Genomic DNA, 20,432 nt, shown 5'->3' on the forward strand with positions numbered 1-20,432 from the left:
TGTGAGTGCGGAAAGGTGCGATTCTCTCGCCGTGCAGGTACGGGCATCCCTTACGTCGGATCGAAGGCATTCAAGCCGCCCGTGCGCAGCATATACCCGCTGGAACGTACCGTTTCGACGGAAATACGCTCGTCAAATGTGTCCGCAAATTTCTTACGGATTTTCGCGACGTGGACATCAAATTTCCGATCACCATAGCGCCACGGCCGAGATTTTACGGCGAGACTTAGCGCATCGCGGGTCACAATTTGCCCGTCCTGCGCGAATAATACCCGCATGATCTGAGCTTCCGCCGTCGTTAATCCGGCGCGCAGAGCGATATACGCTTCGACATCCCAGCTCACATCGTGAGTTTGTTCAACTGACGGCGTAGGGGTTGGTAGCCGTCGGTTCAGTCGCAAAGACAGTTCGCGCAGATTGCAGGGCCATGTGAGGACATCGATCGCACCCGCTTCAAACGCATCGGCACCCCATACCCCCTTCAGCTCTTGTATTGCGAGCACGACTCCGGGCTGCGCGTGGGTGGTGAGCGTGCTGATCAGCGGGGCCGGGTTGCTGTTCGTTTCGGTCATATCGACGAAAATGGCATTAACGTTTTCATTGTTGTGTAGCCAATCTTCGCAGGCGTCAAAGTCTATACATTCAAAGTCAAATTTTAGGATAACCGTAAATAAATAGTTCAGGGCGTTGCGCACCGAAGGTGACGTAGAGACGAGTAGGATCTTGGTCATTTATCGCGCTGCCCCAATGGGTTGACCGATGGATGTTCGGAAAAGGATAGCATTGCGGCGAGACGCGGAAAGGACACGATGATAACGGCCATATACTAGGAAAGGGAGCGATGAACTGGGTTATCCCTTTGTTGCACGAACCCGTGGGCGAAATCAAAGTCAGAGTTATGCGGCAATAATTGGGCCTGCTTGTCATGAAAAAGCCATACGTTCACTATTCTTTAACCTTCCACGCTATGTATATCCTTGCAGACTGCAGAACGCGTCTGAGAGAACCTCAAGAATAGGCGCTAGAAAATGGCAGACATACTTGAAATTGTTGCGCCAAAGCGGCGTGCGCTCGCGGCGGCCAAACGGCTGGTCCATTTGCGCGACGAGGCGGTGCAGGATGAAAACATGCGCGCGGTGATCCTTCACGCGGCAGAAGTTGTGGCCAAGTCGGGGGTTCTGTCCGCAGTCGCAGAGAGTAGTCAGAAACGGCAAGGTTTTGCCACATCTGACCTGGCGAGCTTGCATCCCGACGGCCACCGGTTGAATTAATCCACCGCAGTTTATCTTGAGTTCATAAGTTGTTGTCCTTTCGCCATTCCTTGCGGCGGGCCAACCTATACTTAAGAGACATTGACAATTTTTGTGAGGTTGGCGGACAATCCTGGTATTCTAGTAGAGTTTCCAAGATTTGTTCACGAGGCTTCATCCCGCACCGACGTAGTAAAGGCGCATACGAAAGTGACAGAGTTTACAGATCCCCCCGTTTCCGAGGCCGCAGTTCGCGTGATTACCGCATTCGCTGGCCGTGAATCCGCAACCGTGCAAGACATTCTGGCGTTGTCGCAGGCGCTTCCCGCCGCGCTTGCCGGGCTCCAGCCCGCAGCCGCCAAGGCCGAAATCAGCAAGGTAGCAGCGCGGTTTACGACTGAAACCGCCATTCCCGCGGTTCCGGTTGCCGAGTCTTTTACCGATGATTCCGTCACCTGCCTGTGCTGCGGCCGATCCTTTACCATGCTCAAGCGTCACCTGCGCGCAGAGCACGGGTTGAGCGAGAGCGAATATCGGATCAAGTTCAATCTTGATGATGATCATCCCCTCGTCGCCCCGAACTATTCTTTGCGCAAGGCGGATTATGCAAAGAAAGCCGGCCTTGGCCGCTATGCCCGCGACGAGGCGGTGCAGGCAAATCTTGGGTCGCAGCTATAAAGTTCAAATGCCTTTCCTTTGCCACCGTTTTGTCCTGCGGAGCACCTAATCCCCCTCGATACATGTCTCTGAGGCAGTCGGTGCAGAAGCACGTCTGCCGAACCGACCCCCGTGGTCGCGAGAATAGAGGCAGGACATATGGCAGCGACGACACAGCCGCGCGTATTTAAAAAAGTAGAAGTTATCGAAGGCGGTGGACATCACGGTGGCGGCTGGAAGGTCGCCTATGCTGATTTCATGACCGCGATGATGGCGTTCTTTCTGCTGATGTGGATTCTCTCGAGCGCGGACGAGCAAAAGCTGCGCGGGATTGCCGAATACTTTACCAATGCGACCCTGCCCGGCGGCAGTGGTGTATTGGACGGGGCGACCTTGGGGCCACCCGGTACATTGACCGCTTCGAATGGGGCGATTGTGGCCCGTGGCAGCGAGCTTGGGAAAATCGACGATCCGGCCTCGGCCAAGTGGGAAATCCGCGACGAAACCGCGACGTCGGTGCCAGATGAGACGCAGATCGGCTCCGAAGACGGTGCCCATGAAAACCCCGCCGCGGCCAATGTTGCCAGCGCGTCGCAAACCGCATCCGATGGGTCAAAATCGGCTGGCGATGCGACCATTGATAATGTGCATGCATTGGACAATGAAAAGTTCAAAAAGCTAGAGCAGGATATCTTGCAAGCGATGCAGGAGAATCCCGACCTTGATCCGCTGAAGAAAAACCTGATTTTCCAGCAAACACCCGAAGGCTTGCAGATCCAGATCATCGATCAGGAAGGGCAACCGATGTTCTATAGTGGGCGCGCCGAAATGCAGGGTGCCACAGATCAGCTGCTCGCGAACTTGGGTAAGTCCTTGGCGCGCCTGCCGAATAAAATCACGCTGTCAGGGCACACCGATGCTGTCCGCTTTGCCAATAGCCAGAAATACGACAACTGGGATCTGTCCTCGGACCGAGCCAACGCCACGCGCCGTGTTTTCGAAGCCTCGGGCGTCGCACGTGATCGTATCATCCGCGTGTCGGGCCTTGCCGATACCGCGCCGCTGGTGCCCGAAAACCCGACCGACGCGTCTAACCGTCGGATCACGGTGTCGGTTCAATATCAGAAGGTCGAGGACTATGCCGGCGATGACGTAGCCCCGACGCAGATTGATGCGGCGACACCACCAGCCGAGACCGGCGAGAAGCTATATAAGGCGTCGATCCCTGCGCCCGTAGCACCACAAAATAGTGGCGAGGTGCAACGGGTCGCACAGAATGTCGAGCCTGTGGCGGCACCTTTGAAGGATGATGTATTCTTGAACCTGCGCAACGCGCTGCGGTGATCAGGCTCTGATCAACTCGCCCAAGGTGGGGGCCCGTCGGCTGGCAAAGATCGGCCGGCGGGATCGTTCGACCGAGCGGCGCAGGAACTCTGGCAGCATGGGGTTTGCTTCTTCATTTACCATCGTGCCGCGCGGTGAAGCGACCACGGGGTCGGCTGTGGGAATATCAAGGCCGAGCATCTTGGCAGGGTCCAGCCCTTCTTCCAGCGCGTAGTTGTAGTTCACGGCGTAATCGACCGCTTCTTCCAGCACCACCGGGTCCGATGCGACCAGCGCCATCAAGCGGCGTTCGTCGGAATATAGGAATTGCTTGGTCTTGAAGCCGTCGACCTCGGGGACAAAGCAGGTGTTTTCGCGGCGCAGCTTCAGCAGCTTGACCAAACGATCCGGCATCAAGTGGCGTTCATCGCGGCGAAACACGATCATGCTGCAGGTCCCAAAGCTGGACAGGCACGCCGCGAGGCAGATGTGATCCGGCCAGCCCGAGAATGCGAATTTCACATCGTCCGCATCAATCAGGACAATCATTGTGGTTTCAACATCCGAGATCACGGCACTCTCCAGCTTATTCTGAGGTTTACCTTAGTCACACCATGGAAAGATAGCAATTGGTCTTGAGCGACAAATTTTTAAACTTGGAAGAACATGAACTGTTCTTGAGATTTCAATGAAAATGCCTAAAGTGCTTGGAAACTTGCAAGTGGAAATCAAATGACGATTATTCTGGGCTTCGTGGTCGTGATGGGCATGGTCTTTGGGGGGTATATGCTCTCTGGCGGGGACATGGGCATCATCACCCATGCGCTACCGTTCGAAGGTATGATGATCGGCGGTGCCGCGCTTGGCTCGTTTATTGCGGCGAATTCCTTTGCCAATATCGCGGGGGCAGGGCGCGCGCTGGTCAAGGCATTCAAGGGGCCCAAGTGGAATTCGGGCGACTATGTGGACCTGCTGAACCTCATGTATACGCTGGCCCGCAAATACCAGCAAAATGGCATGCTCGCGCTGGATGAACATATTGAAAACCCGCAAGAAAGTTCGATCTTTTCGCAGTACCCCAAGCTGCAGAAAGACCACTTTGCCATTGATCTGATCACCGATAGTTTCCGTATGCTGGCGATGCAGTTCGATGATCCGTATCAGGCGGAAGATGTCATTAACCGCAAGCTCAAGAAGCACCACCACGAAGCTTTGGTGGCTCCCCACGGGCTGACCACCGTCTCCGACGCGCTACCCGCCATCGGGATTGTTGCGGCGGTTTTGGGGGTGATCAAGACGATGTCGTCGATCGACAAGCCGCCTGCGGTTCTGGGGGCGATGATCGGCGGCGCGTTGGTCGGGACATTCCTTGGGGTTTTCCTTGCCTATCTTTTCGTCTCTCCGGTCGCCAACCGTCTGCAAGCCATCGAAGAGCAGGACGGCATTTACTACGCCGTGATCCGCGACATCTTTATCGCCATCCTGCATGGCCATTCGCCCGCGATCTGCACCGAGATCGGGCGCGGCAACATTCCCACCAGCCTGCAGCCCAGCTTTTACGAGATGGAAGAGGCCCGCAAACAGATGCCAGAGGCCGCATAACCCATGGCCGGACGCCGTCAGATCGCTGCGCTTAAGCTGATCAACACCATCCGGCAACACGAGCTGGATGCGATCGGGGCACAGCTTTCGGGCCTGCGGGCACAGCAAACATCGCTGACGGAACAAAGTGCGGCGCTGACCCAGCGGGCGATTGCTGAACAGACGGGCAGCACCTTGGAAACCCAAGCCTATTTGCCCGCCTACCTATCCTCGGTTGACCGGCAACAACGTGGCTTGGCGGCGGAGGGGGATGCGCTGTCAGGGCAGATCGACACGCTAGAGGATGCGCTTTTCGCGCAGTTCCGCGCGCTTAAGACCACGCAAACGGTGCTGTCGAAAGTGCAAACCGAGGCGAAAGCCGATGCCGACAGGGCAGAACAGGCCGCACTAGACGACGCGTCGCGCGCGCTGTTTGTATTGCAGCGCCGGTGACGCTTTTTGCCTTAGCGTCCGCTGCTGAATTTTGACACCACACCCAGCGAATTTTTGTTCTCTACATTCCGGATGACCAGCACGCAGACCGGCCAGCCCGATGGCATCAAACCTTGCGAGGTTGGCACCGCCATGACGCTGGCCGACCCGTCGTTGATGGCAAAGGTCAGCACGACATCCGCCTGCGACGTCGCGACTGATTTTGCGAGATCCACAGTATCGTCAAAGGTCACGATGCTTTCGGTTTCAAGCCAGCTGGCAACATCCGGGTGATCGACCGCCGCGATGGTCAGCGGTTGCGCGGGATTGCCGATGGGTTCAGCACAGGTGGCGAACCATGCCCGCAGCTGAGCCACAGCGGTGGATGCGCTGCCCGCCGCGCTGTGATCCGTGTCCGAGGCGGCTTCGATCACACAGACCGCCGCATCCGCAATCGCGCCCGCGCCGATCAACTGCGAGAGCGTGTCGCGTTCGTTCTGGGTGATCCATTTATTCAGCAACGGCGCGCCGACGATTTCGACGCCTGCGGCCAGACGTCCGACGTCGGCTTTGCCAAGCTCGAACTCCGGCCCGTATCCCGCGCGTGTGATCTGTTGCACCAGATGTTCCGCGGCGGTCTTTTTGATGACAGATGGTGTCTTGCGGGCCTGCTGTTCCAATGCGGCAGAAAAGGCCGTTGGTGGGGCGACTTGAACGGGCGTGTCGGGCGCCGGCGCGTCCTCTTGCGCGAGACGGGGGAGGGAGATGATAATTTCTGTCCCCACGTCTTCGCGGCTGAAGAACGTGATCTGCCCCTGATGGTGATCGATGATGACTTTGGCGATGGTCAACCCCAGCCCCGTGCCCCCCTTGGACCGGCTGTCAGAACTGTCGCCTTGGGTGAATTTTTCAAACACCGACGCCTGAGCGGCAGCCTGAATGCCGGTGCCGAAGTCGCGGATCGAAATGCGCAGCTGGTCCCCGACCGCGTGCAGTGCAATCAGGATCTCCCCGCCGTGTTCCGAAAATTTGACTGCGTTGGACAAGAGGTTATCCAGCACCTGCACCAAGCGTTTAGAGTCGCCATAGGTCAGCATTACATCGTCATCGGGGGTATCGACACGGCGCAGCGATACGCCTGCGCGTTCGGCATAAAGCTGGTTCGGCACCAGCGCCGTATTGAGCGTCTCGGACAGGTTCAGCGTCTTCATCCGGAAATCAAGCGTGCCGGTTTCGATTTTCTCCATATCAAGAATACTGTTGATCAGCAGGATCAGCCGGTCACAGCTTGAGGCGGCGATGGTGATCAGCCCCTTCATCTTGTCAGGCAACTGCCCCGTGGCACCTGACAGCACAAGCCCCAAGGCCCCCTTGATCGAGGTCAGCGGCGTGCGCAATTCATGGCTGACGGTGGACAGGAATTCGGTCTTTGCTTTTTCGGCCACCTTGCGCTGCGACACATCGCGGTAAATCGCGATGAAGCGCGGTTCGTCCTGAGCGGGGCAGACATATTCAAGGCTGATGTCGTAGGTGATGCCTGATTTTGCCTCGACCTCCCAGGTGACGCGCCGCTCTGGTCCCTTGATGAGACCGGCGCAGCGTTCGCGCAGACTGTCATAATCCCGTTTGCCAATCAGGTCCGACAGGCTCTTGCCGCGCCAGTCGTCGCTTTCATCATGTCGCATCAGGTGTCGTGCGACCGATGCATTGGCATACATCACCGCATAGGTTTGCGGCTGGAAGACAACGACATGATCCTGCAACAGTTCCAACGTGTTGTTGAACCGCGCCTCTGACACGCCTTCGCGGGTCTTGGTCATATCCGAGGCGACAATCGCGATCTCGCGCAGCTGTTTTTCGCCGTCGGTGATCGGAATAAAGCTACATTGCAGCCAGACCGCCTTGCCGTCGGTTTTATGCAGAACGATGGTGCCTTTCCACGGGGTGCCCGACATCATGGCGGGCAAGACATCGCCCGTCAGCACACCGCAATTGCCGGCATCCATGACATCAACCAACGGCGTGCTGATCAGCGCCTCGCGGGACCGGCCGCTGGCTTGGACAAACTGGTCGTTCACATGAGTGATCGCGCCGTTCTGGTTCAGCATGCAGAAGACGGTATGGGCCTCTACCGCGTTGCGATAAAATTGCTTGGACCGAACCTCCGACTTCAGCACATCCTTGCGGGCATGGGCCTGTCGCGCGTTTTCGCGCAGTTGGAAAATCAGGAACAACAGCGAAAACACGATCAGCAGCAGCGTGCCCAACACCAGCCACTTGTAGGTTGAGGCAATGCGCAAGGCGGAGCGCTGCAGGTAATTCTCGTAGGGGCGCGCGCGCAAAGAGATCAGCAGCTCGTGCACGGATTGATAATTTTGCGGGGGCAGCCAGACGGTGCCACCGGCGGCAATCGCCTCGGGGCTGCCGGTATCCTGGCCCAGCAGGGTGTCGACAAGAATGGTTAACGCCGCCTGCGGCACGCCGGGGATCGTCCCCAGCACCCAATCGGGATACAACATGGTACTGGCCCAGAACGGATAGCCTGGATGATCGACAGGGGACACGGGGCGGAAATCGTTCATATCGATCACGCCGTCGCGGGCCAGCGCTTCGAGCACACCGGCGCGCACGACGCCCACATCCACCAGACCCGCTTGCACGGCATAGACGACCTCGCGTTGGTTCCCGCCCGAGAACAGCGCGCGGGACGCGATATCGTCGATATCCAGCCGGTACTTGCGAAACTCTTGCAGCGCGAGCTTCCAGCCGGTCATTTCGTCGGCCGAAACCCCCATGATGCTGCGACCTGCGATATCCGGGATGGCGCGAATATCGCTGTCAGCGGTGGTAAAGACGACGACGCTGGTTTTATCATAGACCTGTCCCTCCCACATCTGGGCGACAGAGAGCAGCGGGCGGGCGTTGCTTTCGACCTCGGCCACGACAAAGGCCGCGGGATCGACAAGGAAGAAATCCAGCGCGCCCTGCGAGATTTTATTGATCATTGTGGCGTCGGTGTAAGGCGCGATCTTGAAACGGTAGTTCAGTTCTGCGCCCTGTGCGGCGGTGTTCAGCGCGGCGGCCATTGGCAACCAGCTGTCCAGCGCGCGGGTGATCCCTTCGGAGGCGAGAATACCGATGGTGATGTCACGGGGCGCATCCATCGTGTCGACCTGCTGACCAGCCGCCGGTTGTAGTGCACCGATCAGGGCGATAGCGGCACCCAAAAGCGTTCGACGCAGCTTGCCCCATGCCTGTTTCACGATTTTAGCGCCCGCCATATTCTCTTTCTGGTTCATCTCGTCGCTTTGCGGACGCCGGAAAGCATAGTCAAAGCCCGCCTCCTGCTATCAAACATCACAACGTCAAACCACTTGTAAAAGCATCCAAAGCGATCGATTCCATTGCGCCCCCGCGGCATATGCTGCGGAGCATGGCAACTTGGATGTCGTCTGGTGCTGTCCTTTCACTACTGCTCTCACTGCGTTTTTTGCTGCGCCTCGTTGATCGGGCGCTTTTTGCAGTTGCGAAAAGGCTAGGCGGGGCGGGCTTTTTTGGCAATGGTAAACTCCGTTTCTGCCTGCAGGGCAGGGTGAATAGTGCCAGTGCAGCAGCAGATACCTATCCTTTGGGATAGCGCCATAGCCACAAGCTGTTTTGGACTACCCGCCTAGGCCCGCGACGGCCTTGGGATTTAGCGTTAATTTCATCTTAACAGCCACCAAACACAGGCTGAAACAAATCCAAGGTGAAGACGATGGCAAACGCAACATTCCTAGAACTGGCCCAGATCGCCAACAACTCCTCCCTGCGCGAGGCGGTTTTGGGTGCAGTACTTGGCATCCATGTTTCGGGAAACACTTCCGACACCGTCTTGGACATCACGGCCGACAGCACCGCGCTTAAACTCGCAGCGGACCGGATGCGCTGCGCCCGCTATGTCATGCCGACTGATGCGGACCCGACGCAGGCCATCCAGATCAACGCTGGCTTCTCTCATGTGCAGGACGTCTGGGCCACGCCCCAGGCTGCACGTCCCGACCTGACCCAGGAGACAATGACCATCGCCACGCCTGACTTTATCGTGGTACCCTCCGACACGCATATCGTCGTCAATAATTTTGACGTCGCCCGCGGCGATGCGATCACCTTCCTGGGTCAGTTTTCTTCCCGCGCCGATCTGCGCGCTGCCATGTGCCTGACCGGGTCCCGCGATGTGCGCGACGGTGACGTCATCATCACGATGGAAAACGGGGCCCGCGCGGTCTTTGTTGGTGCCGCTGCCCAGGCCGAAGATCTGATCGACGCTGTGTTTGATTTTTCTGCCGAAGGGCAGACAGCCTTCAAACTGGCCGACGCGCTGAACAACGCGACCTCGGCCGAGATCGACGCCTTTGTGACCGCCCTTGGCACCGATGAATTCGACCGCGCCTTTGGTGTCGGCAGCGCTGCGGTGTTGGTTGCAAACCTCGACACCCCTGCCGCGACGCGTCTGTTGAATGTGCTCGAGGCGGAAGAACTGGACGAGCTGTTGCAAAATGTCGGTGCCGGCACACTCAAGCTGCTGCTCGAAGAGCTGACGCTGACGGAACTTGTGAACTTCCTGAGCGGCGTGAACGAGACTGTGGTCGGCGCGATGGCGGACCACATGGGAGCCACAACAATAGATGCCCTTTTGTGGGGCAAAAGCCCGGCAACGAAAGGAGGTATGCGTCAAAGTTAACTGGTTTGCCCTGTCAAAGCGGCATGCCTCGCCGCAGCCAGGGCCCGAGAAAGCACCGTGTTCGACCCGATATGATTTGAAAGGATTTAACGGCAGACGGGCATCGAATGCGGCGCTTTCCCTTTTTCGTGGACCCTCAACGCGCGAATTTTCGCGGGGCAGAGTTCATCAGCTTAATCGATTTTCGGGCCTGCTCCGGCCCTTACTACTTTGCCCTGTGGACCGGCCTAGGTGCCGGCCGGGGGCTTTTTGCGTTTTCGAAGATGTAAGCCGGTGACATCAAACCAACCCGCTGGGGCTTAAAGCCGGACGAGGTGATTGTCCCACATCAGCGGTTTTTCCGGGTTCAACCTGCCAGAGAGGCGCTGAACGATACCGGTACCGCTGGTCACAATAAAATCTTCCGGTGCCGCGGCAACACCGCAGACATCGGTAAGCGCGACACTACGGGTGTATGACGCGGTTGCTGCGTCAAATACCTGCACCAAACCGGCACGGGGCGAGGTGACGGCAATCTCGGACCCGTCGTCCGACAGGGCAATGCTGCCGATATACCCGTGCATATCTTCGGCACCGTCCAGCAAGAGCGGCGTCTCTCCTTGCTGATGCAGCCCGACAAGCGCGGGGGCATCGCCGTCGCCTTGCCATTGCATCCCGAACGCGACACGCCCGTCGGATCCTACGGCCAGATGCCGGATCGAGTTGCGGTGCATGTCATGGGGCAATTCTATCTGCTCTAGAATACGGCGGTCGTTGATGTAGGTGAGGTTGGGCCGCATGGTGGGGATATTCAACTTGGCGCGCCCTGAATCGGGATGCGTATCAATCCCGCCGTTCGCCACGACCAGCGTGTCGCCACCGGGCAGACGTTTGATATCATGGGGGCCGACACCGCCGCTGGCAAATTCATCGACGCGTACATAGCCAAGCGCCACGTCCCAGACACCAATGCGCCCGATGCCGTTGGCATAGTCATTTTCGGTCGTGTAAAGCAGGCTCCCGTCGGCGGAAAAAGCTCCGTGCCCGTAGAAGTGCCGCCCCTCGGGCGCGTGTAGCGTGGCCTTGACCCGGCCCGACATGCAGTCGATCACCAGTGCGAAATTGCCGGGGCGCCGTGCAAAGGCGACAGCTTGCGGCTTGGACGGATGCGCCGCCGCCGCATGGCCGCGACCGGGCAGGGGGATTTCGAACACCAGCTCAAGCGCCGCGTCGATGCCGCAGAGCACAAAGCTGCCATCGCGCAGACCGGCAGCGGCAAGATATGCCGGCCCGCCCGCATCGGCCCAAGTAGGGGCGGGCACCAATCCTGATGCCAGCATCCCTGCAATGAAATGGCGGCGGTTGGTCACGGGATCAATCTCCGTCCAATGCGTTAAAGCCGGAAGCAACGCCCAAATGCGGTCCCAGATCTTGGCGGGCGACATCGCGGATCGCGGCAACAGATTGCTGCAACACCTCTACACGCAGACGGGATTGCGGCTTGGCCGTTCCTGCGAACACAGGGTCGTCCAGGTCGGCAGCGATTGCCAGCGCCTCGTCAAACCGGTCGTCAAAGGCGGCCACCACGGCCAGGTCATCCGCCGCCAACCGCTCCGCCAGATCCTGCAGAGAGGTGAGCGCGACCACGACATTGCGCAAAGACCGCCCCGATCGCCGCGTCTCTGCCCGACTGGGGCGCGGGCGGTCAAAGCTGCCCATGGGGCGTCCGATGCGGGTGTCGGCGGTAAACTCCAGCCCGAGGTTCAGCGCCTTGAAAAGCTCTTGCGCCGCTTCCTCGGTGCTGCGGTAGGGGCCTCCTTCGGCGGGGGTGGCAACGGCCTCGGCATAGCCGAGAGGTCCAGCCGTCCAGAATGGCTTGGGACTGCGTGGCAATATCGGCAGTTACCGTCTGCACCAAGGCGCAGCGATAGCCAGCATCGCCGATCGTGCTGATCTGATCGTCATACAGCAGGAATTCGAGCGCATAGAAACCGCGCCCCGCGATGGAAACATCGGCATAGGCCTGCGGGTCACGGCCCACGGGATCGGCATCCGTGATCAGACCCGCGAGTGTTTTGGGTGTGGCCCCACGGCTGTCCGGCCAGAAGGCCAGCGCAAAGGCGCGGTTGTCGGTCTCGGACGGGCCAAAACGCAGATGGCTCACCGCGATCCACGCGTCAAAGGCATCATGGTAGGCATTGCGCAACGCGGCGTCATCGGGGGCGCAATTCTGCTGGGCAACGGCGGCCAATGCATCCGAACGCTCTACCAGTGTGGTATAGCGGGGCAGGATGTGATGATCGACCACATCGCGCAAAACGGCGGAGCCTACCTCGGCCGCAGCACCCAATGGTGCGCAGAAAAGACCAAGGGCGAGGACCAGTTTTTTCATGTTACAAACTTTCCAGATAGTGGATTAAGGCATCACGGTCTGCGGGTGGCATGTCAATGACCCGGTTCTTGGCGAGCTCGGCCTCTCCGCCATGCCAAAGCACGGCTTCCAGCAGTGACCGCGCGCGCCCGTCGTGCAGGAATTGCGTATGTCCCGATACGGTTTCGGTCATGCCAATCCCCCACAGCGGCGCGGTGCGCCATTCGGTGCCGGTGGCGCGGGCCTCGGGGCGGTGATCGGCCAAGCCTTCGCCCATGTCGTGCAGCAGCATATCGGTATAGGGCCAGATCAGCTGAAAGCTTTGCTCTGGCTGGTCCTTCAGACGATGGGTGACAAAGCTGGGCTGGTGGCAGTCGGCGCAGCCCGTCTCATGGAACACCTGTTTGCCGCGCAGCACCTCGGGGGCGTCCGCGTCACGACGGGCGGGCACGGCAAGGTTGCGGCTGTAGAAGGTGACCAGATCCAGCCCTTCGGCGTCAATCTCGAAGCCGCGCACGTCACCGGCCCCATGAGGCGCGTTTACGCAGGCATCCTGAATGGTCGAACAATCGCCAAACGGATCGCCGAAGATCGGGTTAGAGATGCCGATATCGCCCGCAAAGGCCCCCGCTGATTGTTCGCGGATCGTGGGCATCCCGGCCTTGAGCCCGAAACGGCCCAGCATCGGCATGTTGTATTCCTGCGACCAGACGATATTGGCGCGGCCCGAAATACCGTCACTATCCGCGTCATTCGGGTCTGCCAGCGCCAGAATATCCGCGGCAGGGATCGCTTCGAGAAGCCCAAGCCCGATCATCTGCGGCGTCACACGGGGCGACAGCATCGCGTCGGGGTGCAGCGGACCATAACCAAGATCAGCCGCGGTGTATGTCGGGTGCCGCAAAGACACGACCTGCCCGCCCGACAGGGTCACGGGGACTTCGGTATAATCGATCTGCAAGCGGTACTCGGCACGATGCCCCGAGACGGCGAAATCCTGCATTTGCGTGCCGTAGGTGGGTTCGGCGAGCGTGGCCAGATACCCTTCAATCTCTTTGATATTGCCGGCGTCTTCATTGCCCGGAATAGATACGCGCAGAAACATGGAAATCGCGCTGTCGTCGGGGCCCTCGGGCGGGTGGCCGCGTCCGTCCTTGATGTGGCAGCTTTGGCACGACCGCGCGTTGAACAAGGGCCCCAACCCGTCAGAGGCCAGCGTCGACGAAGGCGACGACACCCACAGCTTGCGAAACAGCCCATTGCCCAGCTTGAAGGTCAGCTCGTCCTCGAACGACATATTGCCCGAGGCCTGCGAAAACGCATCGGCGTTCATGCGCGGGCGTACGGTGGCCGCGCCGCCGCTGTTCACCTCGAACGGGCTGGGGGCGTCAAAACTGTCGGGTGGGGCGGTCACATCGGCGATACGGGCCGTCTCATCGGCGGTACGCGGGATGATATCCAGATGGGGTTCATCAAGCGGCCCGGCGTAGACCGGACCGCTCAATAGGGGCAGGGACATCACCAGGGCCTGAGGGATAAAAGACCGGAGGAAATGCATATTCTGCCCTATTTCGATATTAGAAGGGGATCACCAGCGATGCCCCGACAGCGGTAAAGTCATTGCCGTCTACATCGTAGAAGCCGACGCCACCACCCAGCGACATATCATTCTCGAACGTGTAGTCTACACCCACGGTGATCAAATCGTCGTAACCATTCGCGGTGTTGTCGATGCCGGTGTAGCTGGCAGAGTAGGCCCACGGCCCCTGAACGTAAGAACCGCCCAACGTCGCATAGGTGGAATCCTCGCCCGTGCCTGCGAACCCGTCGAAATAGGCCACTTCGGCGATCAGGTCGAAACCGTTGCCAAAGTCATGCGCCATCCCGATGACGGCCCCTTTTTCGTCGGATACATCGCTGTCACCCGCGGTCAGGAAACGCCCGCCAACCCAATAGGTCGTGTCGCCAACTTCTTGCGTGTACTGTAGCGCCACGTTGTTCAGCTTGCCGGTGTTACCCGCGCCGCCGTCCGCGGTGGTGTTGCGGCCGCGTTTTGTCCCCAGCGAGTTGCTGAACGCCGTGTCATCCGCATAGAACAGCGCAAAGGACAGAACCCCGCCGGAGGCGGCGACGGGCATGTCGAATGTCGCACCGATCACTTCGGACAACTCATAATCTTCGGCCAGCGACGTGCCGTAGAAACCGGGGGCTGCGTCCCATGCCACAGCGAAGGTCGGGCTTACTTTACCGACGCTCAGCTCGCCTGCTGCCAGATCAAAGCGCAGGCCAAGTTCGTTCACATAAAGACCCAGATCGTCGAACTGACGGGTTTCGGCCGGGTCTGTGACGCTTTCCAGGGTCACTTCACCAAACAGCGTGATGCTGGTCGCGACACCGGCTTCGAAGGCGAGCGACAGGCTGGCGTAGTTATCGGTCAACTCGCCTGCAGGATCATCGGATGTGACGGTGCTGTCGACGCCGATTTCAAACTCACCGCCCCAGACAAATGCCTGTTCTTGAGCCAAAAGGGGAGTGGCACCGGTCAGCGCCAAAGCGCAACCGGCGAGAGCTAGTTTCTTCATTCTTGTTTACTTTCAGTGGGAGGAGGAACTCATGAAAACGGGGTATTACTCGAACACGGCGCCGGGGCTATCGAGGCTGTCGGAGCCTTCAATCGCCACGTCATCCACGCCCAGGGTGGCGACGACGCGTTCGATGGTCTTGGTCTGTGCGATCAGGGCGTTCACCCCCCCCATGACCAAGGCTTCGCCGCCCTTGTTGCCACGCGCCATCATCTGGTCATAGGACATGCCCGCTTCGGCAGCGGTCTTGATCTGGCCAAGCTTGCGCATGGTGGTCGACAGGTTCAGCTGCATTTCCGCATCCAGATCAGCGTTTTCGGCAGCGACCAGATCGGACAGGGATGGGCCGGTGACCAGCGTGCCGTCGGTACGCGCATAGGCTCCGAGGTACACGTTCTGGATGCCCAGACCGTCGTAATAGTGGCTGTTGTGTGTGTTGTCCGAGAAGCAGTCATGCTCTTCTTCGGGGTCGTTCAGCATCAGACCAAGGCGCATGCGTTCGCCCGCGAGCTCACCGTAAGACAGCGACCCCATGCCGGTCAGCATCGCAGAAATGGCGCCGTCTTCGTTGTCGGTCAGGTTGGTGCGCGCGGCACCGCCTTCGGCCCATTGTGCAACCATATACTCCAGATCGGTCACGATCAGATCGGCAGCAGCCTTGAGGTACTGACCGCGGCGGTCACAATTGTCATTGGTGCAGTCTTCGCCCGTGGCGTAGTCTGTCCAGTCGCGCCCACCGGCCCCGTGTTTCGTGCCGTTCAGATCCTGCCCCCAGAGCAGGAATTCAACCGCGTGGTAGCCCGACGCCACATTGGCTTCGTTCCCGTCGGCTTCGTGCAGGGTTTCGGCAAGGAAGTCGGGGGTGATTGTGCTGGCGTCAACTTCGGTGCCCGACAGTGTAAAGGTCGGGTTCGCGATAACGTTCAACGCGGCGGCAGCGTTTTCATCGGTGGCCCCGCCATAGGAGGCGTCAACATAGTCGATCAGACCTTCGTCTAGCGGCCAGGCGTTCAGCTTGCCTTCCCAGTCGTCAACGATGGGGTTGCCGAAACGGTAGGCTTCGGTCTGCTGGTAGGGGACGCGCGCTGCCAGCCACGCGGTGCGGGCGGCTTGCATCGTGTCGGCGGAGGGTTCTGCGATCAGGGCATCCACGGCGTCGACCAGCGCTTGGGCTGTGATCAGGCTGTCGCCGTAGGCGGCTTCGGCGATGTCGGCGTATGTGTCGATCACCTCGGACTTCTCTACCGCCAAAGCGGGGGAGGCCAAGGTCAATGCAAGCACAGAGGTCATCAAGCTGCGGGTCATACGTTCAGTTCCTTTTGACGGATCGCGCCTGCGGATGCTGTCGACAATTTCGGGTCGACGTGCCGCGCCGGAGGCATGTAAATCATGCGCAATACCTGAACAGTATCGTTGGGAAGGTCAACCCGACAATTTTAGTAAGATAACTTTTTTGCCGCTCACGTTTTTGGCATCGCCCAAAAAATACGCGGTGATCCTAGGGGCTTACTATGTAAGGCGGGCGCCTTGCGGCAAAGTGGGGTCAGAGGCATTCAACCGATCAACGGCAAATCCTGCTGCGGTCTTGTACTGCGCCATATACTCGGCCCGTTCCTGAGGAGGGATCACGTCGTCGATCTGGTCAAAGGCACCGCCACAGCGGTCGTTTACCATGTTCAGCAACCCGAAAGGACCGGCCCCGCGATTGCGCAGGATCAGCTCTGATATCGGTCCGCAATAAGCGTCGTCAAAACTGCGCAGTGCCGCGGGGGTGACCCCGTCTTGCAGGAAGCGCGCGCACAGATGGCGGGCGTCCATGATCGCCTGGCTCGCGCCGTTCGATCCCGTGGGATACATGGCATGGGCCGCGTCGCCGATCAGGGCAACAGGGCCGTCGACCCATGTGGGGATCGGGTCACGGTCGATCATCGGGTTCTCGTAAATCTCTGTCGCGCCGCGCAGAAGGGCGGGGACATCCAGCCAATCGTAAGTCCAGCCGTCAAAGTGATGCGCAAAGTCCGACAGCTCCGCCGGACGGTACCAACCGCTTTTGCGATCCTCGGTCTCGTCCAGCGTGACTTCGGCGATCCAGTTGATGGTGGCATAGCCCTCGGCATCGGGGGCTGAAATCGGATAGATCACCATGCGCTGGCGGTGGTCGCCAAGCCCAACAAACGAAGACCCCGTGCGCACCGGTTTTGCCCGCGAGGTGCCGCGCCACATCAAAGCACCACCCCAGTGGATCGCCGGCTGATCGGGATGCATCTGCGCACGCACGGCGGAATGTATCCCGTCGGCACCGATCAGCAGGGTGCCCTCGGCACGTGTCTGTGACCCGTCGGCACGGGCGATATGCGCGGTCACGCCACCCGCTGGCCCGTGGGTGTATCCGGTGATCTTGGCACCAAGCTGCACGGCCTCGGCACCAGCGCGATCCACCAGCGTTTGATACAACAGCATATGCAGCTGGCCCCGATGCGCGGCATATTGCGGCCAGCGATAGCCTGCGTCGGTGCCGCGCGGCTCTGCGTAAATCTCTTGCCCCTTCTGCCCGACCAGCGCCCATTCCTTTGCGGGTACGCCGATTTCGTCAAGCTGCGCTTGGGTCAACCCCAGGTCAAACAGCTCGCGCACGGCATTGGGCTGGATGTTGATCCCCACACCCAGCGGTTTCAAGCTGCGCACCTGTTCATAAACGGTGCAGCGCAGGCCAAGCTGGTGCAGCGAAAGCGCCAGTACTAGGCCGCCAATACCGCCGCCTGCGATCAGGATATGGGGTTGGGTCATGGTGCATTTCCGCTTTCGACTAGGGGCATTTCGTTGTGCGACGAACGTCCTACATCATGGTGCGGAAATCAATGGGATGTCTGGGAAAGCGGGGCACATCCCGGATCGCCGGAGCGCGAGGCGCTGCAACGGCAAATGGCCCGTGGGGGCGGAAGCGCAAAGGACAGTTTAGGCGGATTCCAACGCGGATTGTTCGGCAATCAACGCTTCGGAGGATTTCAGGAAGTCATCCAGACCAAAGATAATCTCGGTCGGGCAGTTGGCGATCTTGCCCTTGGGGCCATCCAGATGCGCGTCAATTGCAAGCTCGTTGTCGCGCGCCACGGTGCCCAGATCGTCGAACCCCAAAGAACCGGCCGTGCCCGCGATCTGGTGCAGAATGGTACGGGCTTCGGCGAGGTTATCGTTGATATCTTGCAGCGTGCTGCCTTCCCAGGCGGCAAGCGCGTGCTCGGCCAGCGCACGCTGGCGCTGCTCTAGCATATCGAGGAACCGCGCGCGAATACGCTCGATCCCCGGTAACTCCAGCTTCTTGTGCATCACGCTGTTCTCCCCACATTCCAGAAGTCGTTCTGGACCTTCTGGTAGTTGGCTGTCGCTTCTTCGGCAGAGGCATGCGCCTCTGACAGCGCATCCATGACCGAGGAATTTGTCTTCCACATCAACCGCACCGCCTTGCCGGCGCAAATACGTGGGTTGATGTGTTGACCACGGTTATCGAACAATTCGGTTTTTGCCAGCGAAATGTTGATATTATTCGCCAAAAGCTTGGGATCAGGGCGCCAGCCGCTTTCTGTGATGCACACAAACGTGCCGCCGCCTGCATAAGACATGAGGAACTGGCACCCTTCCAGCGTATCCGAAATGATCTCTCCGACATCGCTGAGCATGCTGCAGAATTCAAAGTTCGACATGTTTTCGTGGAAGATTTCGACATCGCGGATGTTGAAGGCAAAACAGATCGACCCGAACAGGTCGCTGCGCGACAACTGCTGCACATAGTTCTCAAGCGCCATGAACTCGATCAGGTTGTTCACATCATGGATCGCCATCGGCTCGTGCAATTGCACGGCGCGTTCGGGCCGACCGTCGTGATGGGTAACCGCCTTGGCCGCGAACACTTTGCTGGTGCGGGTTGCCAACCCGTCAACCGCGCGTTCAACCAGCGACAGCCGCGCCTTAAGCTCGGTCATTTCGAACGGCTTGGTCACATAGTCGGTCGCACCGGCAGAAAAGGCGGCGTCGATATAGGATTTTTCGGACATCGCGGTCAGCATCAGGATCGGCGCGTCCATATATTGCTTCATCGCGCGGATCTGGCTGGCCAGCTGGATACCGTCGGTGACCGGCATCTGAATATCCAGAAGGAAGCTGTCGAACGGGGCGCGGGCGTTGTCCTTGATCGCCTCAAGTGCATCGGCAGCGCATTCGGCAGTGACCAGCGTATGGTCTGTCATGCCTTCAATGAAATGCGACAAAAGCTCTAGGATGATTGGGTCGTCATCTACCGCAAGAATTTTCATTTGTTTGCCTTACTACTTGTCCGTAACAGCTCGGTATGGCTGTTTCTGTTGCTTTCTATCTGATGGCGAAACTTGTCATAATTGGGGCGATCTCGGTTAAATACTTAGGCATTTAGGCTAATTAGATGTTCGTTTGAGCAGTTGAATAGACGAAAGGGACCATTCGATGACGCCGGCGCAGAGCAAGAAAAATAAAGCCGATTCAACGATTTTCGGCACAACGCCAGAGGGTGAAAAGATCGTCCGGCATCAGATCAGCAACGGCGGCACGTCGATTTCCGTTTTGTCGTGGGGGGCAACGATTCAAGAGCTTCGCGTCATGGGGGAATCGCATTCGCTGCTACTGGGCGGGCACGACGTGGCTGCCTATCTTGGCAGCATGCAGTACTTTGGCGCGGTGGTCGGTCCGGTCGCCAATCGCATCGCGGGCGCAGAGATGGAGATTGCGGGCATCCGGCATCAGCTTGATAAAAACGAAGCAGGACGGACCACATTGCACAGTGGCGTTGCGGGATATTCCGGCCGGAACTGGCGCTTTACCAATGTCACCCCCACGCGCTGCCGGCTTGAGCTGCACCACCCCGACGGGTTGGCCGGGATTCCCGGGAATATTGACGCGTCTGTTACATACACGATTGATACTGCTGGACATCTAGAGATCGAGATGACGGGCGCGGCGGATCAGCCGACCTATTTCAATCCCGCCTTTCATGGCTATTGGAACCTGTCGGGATCGGCGGATCTGTCGGATCACCGCCTGATGGTGCCCGCGACCAGCTACCTTGCTGTGGATGACGCTCAACTCCCGTTGGGCGCGCCCGTCTCGGTAGCGGGCAGCGAATTCGACTATCGCCATGCGCGCGCCATCGGGCCGGTGCTGGATCACAACTTTTGCCTTTCCCAAGGCGGGGACCAGATGGTGCTTGCCTGCCGGTTAAGCACTCAACGGCTACAGTTGGATGTGTTGACAGATCAACCTGGGGTGCAGCTCTATAACGGCGCGCATATTGATACAGGTGCGGATCTGGGCGTGGACGGAGGCGCCTATGGGCCACAGGCAGGGCTCGCGATCGAGCCGCAGTTCTGGCCCGATACCCCGCACCACCCCGAGTATCCCGATTGTTTGCTGCTGCCGGAAAAGCCCGTGCGATACCGGTCCCGGTTCGAGCTGCGCCGCATTTGACAGCTTTGCCGTGGTCACCTCACGTTTTTTTGGGGCAGGGT

General features: G+C 59.1%; 17 protein-coding genes and 1 pseudogene. 7 read left to right on the forward strand and 11 right to left on the reverse strand.

Annotation, left to right across the window (positions count from 1 at the left end; genetic code table 11):
- Positions 1-50: 50 nt before the first annotated feature.
- Positions 51-731: a winged helix-turn-helix domain-containing protein gene (locus tag SJY36_RS18655; RefSeq protein ID WP_386176841.1), complete on the reverse strand. Its 681-nt coding sequence runs from the start codon at positions 729-731 to the stop codon at positions 51-53.
- A gap of 297 nt (positions 732-1,028) precedes the next feature.
- Here SJY36_RS18655 and SJY36_RS18660 point away from each other — a divergent pair, with 297 nt between their 5' ends.
- The 3 genes from SJY36_RS18660 to SJY36_RS18670 all read left to right on the forward strand — a co-directional run bounded on the left by SJY36_RS18660 (position 1,029) and on the right by SJY36_RS18670 (position 3,251).
- Positions 1,029-1,271 carry a hypothetical protein gene (locus SJY36_RS18660; RefSeq protein WP_386176842.1) on the forward strand — a complete coding sequence of 81 codons (243 nt, stop codon included), beginning with the start codon at positions 1,029-1,031 and terminating at the stop codon, positions 1,269-1,271.
- Positions 1,272-1,460: 189 nt separating this feature from the next.
- Positions 1,461-1,928 carry a MucR family transcriptional regulator gene (locus SJY36_RS18665; RefSeq protein WP_386176843.1) on the forward strand — a complete coding sequence of 156 codons (468 nt, stop codon included), beginning with the start codon at positions 1,461-1,463 and terminating at the stop codon, positions 1,926-1,928.
- Positions 1,929-2,066: 138 nt separating this feature from the next.
- Positions 2,067-3,251 (forward strand): flagellar motor protein MotB, encoded by a 1,185-nt coding sequence (locus tag SJY36_RS18670; protein WP_037942066.1) that lies wholly within the window; start codon positions 2,067-2,069, stop codon positions 3,249-3,251.
- On the opposite strand, the gene SJY36_RS18675 is transcribed toward SJY36_RS18670, so the two are convergent.
- A complete protein-coding gene (locus SJY36_RS18675) occupies positions 3,252-3,779 on the reverse strand; it encodes a flagellar motor protein (protein WP_386176844.1) in 528 nt (175 codons plus the stop codon).
- Positions 3,780-3,962: 183 nt separating this feature from the next.
- Between SJY36_RS18675 and motA the strand changes: the two genes are divergently transcribed.
- Complete coding sequence (motA, locus tag SJY36_RS18680; protein ID WP_005849072.1) at positions 3,963-4,832, forward strand: flagellar motor stator protein MotA; 870 nt, start codon at positions 3,963-3,965, stop codon at positions 4,830-4,832.
- 3 nt (positions 4,833-4,835) lie between these two features.
- Positions 4,836-5,264, forward strand: coding sequence for a hypothetical protein (locus SJY36_RS18685; protein WP_005849074.1), 429 nt, complete (start codon positions 4,836-4,838; stop codon positions 5,262-5,264).
- Between the two features lie 11 nt (positions 5,265-5,275).
- Here SJY36_RS18685 and SJY36_RS18690 read toward each other — a convergent pair whose 3' ends face one another.
- A complete protein-coding gene (locus SJY36_RS18690) occupies positions 5,276-8,524 on the reverse strand; it encodes an ATP-binding protein (protein WP_386176845.1) in 3,249 nt (1,082 codons plus the stop codon).
- A gap of 476 nt (positions 8,525-9,000) precedes the next feature.
- On the opposite strand from SJY36_RS18690, the gene SJY36_RS18695 reads away from it, so the two are divergent.
- Positions 9,001-9,966 (forward strand): hypothetical protein, encoded by a 966-nt coding sequence (locus SJY36_RS18695; protein ID WP_386176846.1) that lies wholly within the window; start codon positions 9,001-9,003, stop codon positions 9,964-9,966.
- Positions 9,967-10,265: 299 nt separating this feature from the next.
- Here the strand turns inward: SJY36_RS18695 and SJY36_RS18700 are convergent, their stop codons facing one another.
- The 8 genes and pseudogenes from SJY36_RS18700 to SJY36_RS18735 form a co-directional block, all read right to left on the reverse strand.
- The gene (locus SJY36_RS18700; RefSeq protein WP_386176847.1) at positions 10,266-11,315 is read right to left on the reverse strand and encodes a DUF1513 domain-containing protein; all 1,050 of its coding nucleotides are present in this window, start codon (positions 11,313-11,315) and stop codon (positions 10,266-10,268) included.
- 4 nt (positions 11,316-11,319) lie between these two features.
- A pseudogene (locus SJY36_RS18705) lies at positions 11,320-12,337 on the reverse strand (imelysin family protein).
- Between the two features lies 1 nt (position 12,338).
- A complete protein-coding gene (locus tag SJY36_RS18710) occupies positions 12,339-13,835 on the reverse strand; it encodes a di-heme oxidoredictase family protein (RefSeq protein ID WP_386176848.1) in 1,497 nt (498 codons plus the stop codon).
- A 58-nt stretch (positions 13,836-13,893) separates the two neighbouring features.
- Positions 13,894-14,898, reverse strand: coding sequence for a hypothetical protein (locus SJY36_RS18715; RefSeq protein WP_386176849.1), 1,005 nt, complete (start codon positions 14,896-14,898; stop codon positions 13,894-13,896).
- Positions 14,899-14,943: 45 nt separating this feature from the next.
- A complete protein-coding gene (locus SJY36_RS18720; RefSeq protein WP_168592499.1) occupies positions 14,944-16,203 on the reverse strand; it encodes an imelysin family protein in 1,260 nt (419 codons plus the stop codon).
- A 204-nt stretch (positions 16,204-16,407) separates the two neighbouring features.
- Entirely contained in the window at positions 16,408-17,685 is a 1,278-nt protein-coding gene (locus SJY36_RS18725) for a flavin-dependent oxidoreductase (protein ID WP_386176850.1), read from the reverse strand.
- Between the two features lie 168 nt (positions 17,686-17,853).
- Positions 17,854-18,225 carry an Hpt domain-containing protein gene (locus tag SJY36_RS18730; RefSeq protein WP_386176851.1) on the reverse strand — a complete coding sequence of 124 codons (372 nt, stop codon included), beginning with the start codon at positions 18,223-18,225 and terminating at the stop codon, positions 17,854-17,856.
- The gene (locus SJY36_RS18735; protein ID WP_037942088.1) at positions 18,225-19,208 is read right to left on the reverse strand and encodes a PleD family two-component system response regulator; all 984 of its coding nucleotides are present in this window, start codon (positions 19,206-19,208) and stop codon (positions 18,225-18,227) included. Before SJY36_RS18735 ends, SJY36_RS18730 begins: the two co-directional genes overlap by 1 nt.
- 166 nt (positions 19,209-19,374) lie before the next feature.
- Here SJY36_RS18735 and SJY36_RS18740 point away from each other — a divergent pair, with 166 nt between their 5' ends.
- Entirely contained in the window at positions 19,375-20,391 is a 1,017-nt protein-coding gene (locus SJY36_RS18740) for an aldose epimerase family protein (RefSeq protein ID WP_386176852.1), read from the forward strand.
- Positions 20,392-20,432 lie beyond the last annotated feature (41 nt).

It is taken from the genome of Sulfitobacter sp. R86518, from assembly GCF_042466275.1.
Lineage (GTDB): Bacteria > Pseudomonadota > Alphaproteobacteria > Rhodobacterales > Rhodobacteraceae > Sulfitobacter > Sulfitobacter pontiacus.